The organism is Bradyrhizobium sp. LeoA1Lang (assembly GCF_055413685.1).
Window position 1 is genome coordinate 1 of the sequence record NZ_JBVAPG010000549.1, and the last position, 358, is coordinate 358.

Consider the following 358-nt stretch of genomic DNA (forward strand, 5'->3'; position numbering starts at 1 on the left):
AAACGTCGGCGGCAGATCTCTCCATGGGCTGCCCGTGCGGGCGATCCACAGCACGGCCTCGAGGAACAAACGATTGTCACCCCCTGTGCGACCGGGATCGGTCGGCTTGCCCAAACAAAGCGGCTCCCTCTTCGCCCACTGGGCAGCCGTCAAAACGAATCGGTGCATGCCAAGCTCCTTTCGGAGCTTGAATCACGGACATTCCAATCTGTGAATCCTGAATCTCAACAGGCCCTAGCATTACAGTTGTCTTTTTGTTTTGAAGTGCGCGCGCTGGGCGGCGGCCTGGTGAGCTCTACGCCAAAGTGACCATGCGATGATGTGTGCGGGTTGGATTCGCTTTCGAGCGAGTCTGATG

At 57.8% G+C, this 358-nt stretch carries 1 protein-coding gene; it reads right to left on the reverse strand.

What is annotated here, in order from left to right; translation table 11 throughout:
- Window positions 1-168 (reverse strand): transposase (locus ACZYOF_RS44465; RefSeq protein ID WP_463719683.1); only part of this gene is annotated, 168 nt, incomplete at its 3' end.
- Window positions 169-358: the final 190 nt, after the last annotated feature.